We start from the raw sequence: 3,625 nt of genomic DNA, 5'->3' as shown, positions 1-3,625 counted from the left end.
GCGAGATGATCAGTCAGCTCGCCGAAGCCGGTGTGCGTGTGCCGACTGGCTTCGCCACCACGGCGCTGGCTTTCCGCGACTTCCTGCATCACAACAATCTGACTGAACGCATCGCCAAACGCCTCGAATTGTTCGATGTCGACGACGTGAAGGCGCTCGCCGAAGCGGGCAAGGAGATCCGTCAATGGATCATCGACGCCCCGATGCAGCCGCGTCTCGAAGCGGATATCCGCGCAGGCTTCGACACCCTGCAAAACAGCTCGCCTGAAGAGTTGTCGTTTGCCGTGCGTTCATCGGCAACGGCGGAAGACTTGCCGGACGCATCGTTCGCTGGTCAACAGGAAAGCTACCTCAACGTGGTCGGCATCGACGACGTGCTCGATCGCATGAAGCACGTGTTCGCGTCGCTGTATAACGACCGCGCTATTTCCTATCGTGTCCACAAGGGCTTCACCCACGCTGAAGTCGCGTTGTCGGCTGGCGTGCAGCGTATGGTGCGCTCGGACGTCGGCGCGGCAGGCGTGATGTTCACGCTGGATACGGAATCGGGCTTCAAGGACGCCGTTTTCATCACGTCGAGCTATGGTCTCGGCGAAACGGTCGTGCAGGGCGCCGTGAATCCGGATGAGTTCTACGTCTTCAAGACCACGCTCGCGCAAGGCAAGTACCCGATCATTCGCCGTTCGATCGGCTCGAAGCTGATCAAGATGGAATTCACCAAGGCTGGCGAAGAAGGCCGCGTGAAGACCGTCGACGTCACGCACGAGCAGCGCAACCGTTTCTCGATCACCGACGAAGACGTGATCGAACTCGCGAAATACGCCGTCATCATCGAAAAGCACTACGAGCGTCCGATGGACATCGAGTGGGGCAAGGACGGCCGCGACGGCAAGATCTTCATTCTTCAGGCGCGTCCGGAAACGGTGAAGAGCCAGGCTGCCGGCAAGGCCGAGCAGCGCTTCAAGCTGAAGGGTCAATCGAACGTGCTCGCAACCGGCCGTGCGATCGGTCAGAAGATCGGCGCGGGTCCGGTGCGTGTGATTCACGATCCGTCGGAAATGGACCGCGTGCAGCCGGGCGACGTGCTGGTCGCCGACATGACCGACCCGAACTGGGAGCCGGTGATGAAGCGCGCATCCGCGATCGTCACGAACCGTGGCGGCCGGACCTGCCACGCGGCGATCATCGCGCGTGAGCTGGGCGTGCCGGCCGTGGTCGGCTGCGGCGACGCCACCGACGTGCTGAAGGAAGGCCAGCTGGTGACGGTATCGTGCGCGGAAGGCGACGAAGGCAAGATCTACGACGGTCTGCTCGAAACCGAAATCACTGAAGTCCAGCGCGGCGAACTGCCGCCGATTCCGGTGAAGATCATGATGAACGTCGGCAATCCGCAACTGGCTTTCGACTTCTCGCAACTGCCGAATGCAGGCGTGGGTCTGGCGCGGCTGGAATTCATCATCAACAACAACATCGGCGTTCACCCGAAGGCGATTCTCGAGTACCCGAACATCGATCAGGACCTGAAGAAGGCCGTGGAGAGCGTGGCACGCGGCCATGCATCGCCGCGTGCGTTCTACGTCGACAAGCTGACCGAAGGCATCGCCACGATCGCGGCGGCGTTCTATCCGAAGCCCGTGATCGTGCGTCTGTCGGACTTCAAGTCGAACGAGTACAAGAAGCTGATCGGCGGTTCGCGTTACGAGCCGGACGAAGAAAACCCGATGCTGGGCTTCCGTGGCGCATCGCGCTACATCGCTGACGACTTCGCCGAAGCGTTCCAGATGGAATGCATCGCGCTGAAGAAGGTGCGTGAAGAGATGGGCCTCGACAACGTCGAGATCATGGTGCCGTTCGTGCGTACGCTGAAGCAGGCGGAGCGCGTGGTCGGGCTGCTGGAGAAGTTCGGCCTGAAGCGCGGCGAGAAGAATCTACGCCTGATCATGATGTGCGAAGTGCCTTCGAACGCGATTCTCGCCGAAGAATTCCTGCAATTCTTCGACGGCTTCTCGATCGGTTCGAACGACTTGACGCAGCTCACGCTCGGCCTCGACCGCGACTCCGGCATGGAGTTGCTGGCAGTCGATTTCGACGAACGCGATCCGGCCGTCAAGTTCTTGTTGAAGCGCGCGATCGACACGTGTCTGCGGCTGAACAAGTACGTCGGTATCTGCGGCCAGGGCCCGTCGGATCATCCGGACTTTGCGCAATGGCTGACCGATGAAGGCATCAAGTCGATCTCGCTGAACCCGGACTCGATCATCGAGACGTGGCAGCAGCTAGCGAAATCGCTGACGAAGTAATCGACGTCAATAAGCGAAGTAAAAATATGCACGAAGCAGGTGCCCGATAAGCGGCTTGCATAAAGGACGGTGCGGTATGTCAAAAGCACGTAAAAGCGTGCTGCACCGCCCGGTAAAATGCACCCGCTTCGTGCTATAAACACCCCGGTAGATCCGGGGTGTTTTGTTTTGTGGAGGTCGACGTGGCGCCAGGTGGATTGTTCTGGTGGATCGGGGCGGGTGTGCTTGTCGTGCTGGAGCTGATCAGCGGCACGTTCTATTTGCTGATGATCGCGTTGGGCTGTGTTGCGGCTGCCATTGCGCAACTGGCGGGCGTCGCCGCCGACCTGCAGTTCGCGATTGCGGCGGTCGTGGCGCTGGCTGCCGTCCTGTTGCTCAGGCGTTCGCGCTTTGGCCGCAGAACGCGTAAGGAGGCGTCGAAGAACCCGGACGTCAATCTGGATATCGGTCAAACGCTGGCCGTGCCGGCGTGGCACGAGCGCCGGGCGCGCGCCAACTATCGCGGTGCTGCATGGGATGTCGAATTGGCCGCAGGCGAACCCGAAGACGCGCAGCTCTATGAAATCGTCGAGATGCGCGGCAGTTGCCTCGTCGTCGTGGCCAGCCGGCAGGAGAAAGCCAAGGCAACGGTGGCCTGAGCACACACCAGTGCGTGTACAAAATCCTGCACCAACGCGTGCACAGAACCACGCACAACCATTCGAACTACGGACCGGAGGGCAGTAATGGATTCAACCATTGTCGGGGCGGTGCTTCTGATTATCGTGATCGTGCTGGCGGCGCAGACGCTCAAGATCGTGCCGCAGCAACATGCGTGGGTGCTGGAGCGGCTCGGCCGCTATCACCGCACGTTGACGCCCGGCCTGAGCTTCGCGTTTCCGTTCGTCGACCGGATCGCGTACAAGCACATTCTCAAGGAAATCCCGCTCGAAGTGCCGAGCCAGGTGTGTATTACGCGCGACAACACGCAACTGCAGGTGGATGGCGTGCTGTATTTCCAGGTCACCGATCCCATGAAGGCTTCGTACGGCTCGAGCAACTTCGTGTTCGCGATTACGCAGTTGTCTCAGACCACGCTGCGCTCGGTGATCGGCAAACTCGAACTCGACAAGACTTTCGAGGAGCGCGACTTCATCAACCACAGCATTGTGTCGTCGCTCGATGAAGCAGCGTCGAACTGGGGTGTCAAGGTGTTGCGCTACGAGATCAAGGACCTGACGCCGCCCAAGGAAATTCTTCATGCGATGCAGGCGCAGATCACTGCTGAGCGCGAGAAGCGCGCGCTGATCGCGGCATCCGAAGGACGTAAGCAGGAGCAGATCAAT

General features: G+C 60.2%; 3 protein-coding genes. All 3 read left to right on the top strand.

The window, feature by feature from the left end; genetic code table 11:
• On the top strand, nucleotides 1-2,300 hold a 2,300-nt coding region (gene ppsA, locus VFE81_RS07690; protein WP_325044026.1), incomplete at its 5' end, for a phosphoenolpyruvate synthase.
• Nucleotides 2,301-2,482: 182 nt separating this feature from the next.
• On the top strand, nucleotides 2,483-2,938 hold the full coding sequence (locus tag VFE81_RS07685; protein ID WP_325044025.1) for an NfeD family protein: 456 nt from the start codon (nucleotides 2,483-2,485) through the stop codon (nucleotides 2,936-2,938).
• Nucleotides 2,939-3,025: 87 nt separating this feature from the next.
• Nucleotides 3,026-3,625 (top strand): paraslipin (locus tag VFE81_RS07680; protein ID WP_325044024.1); only part of this gene is annotated, 600 nt, incomplete at its 3' end.

The sequence above is a fragment of the Paraburkholderia sp. genome, assembly GCF_035656215.1.
GTDB lineage: Bacteria > Pseudomonadota > Gammaproteobacteria > Burkholderiales > Burkholderiaceae > Paraburkholderia.
This window is presented reverse-complemented; position numbering and strand designations above follow the sequence as displayed.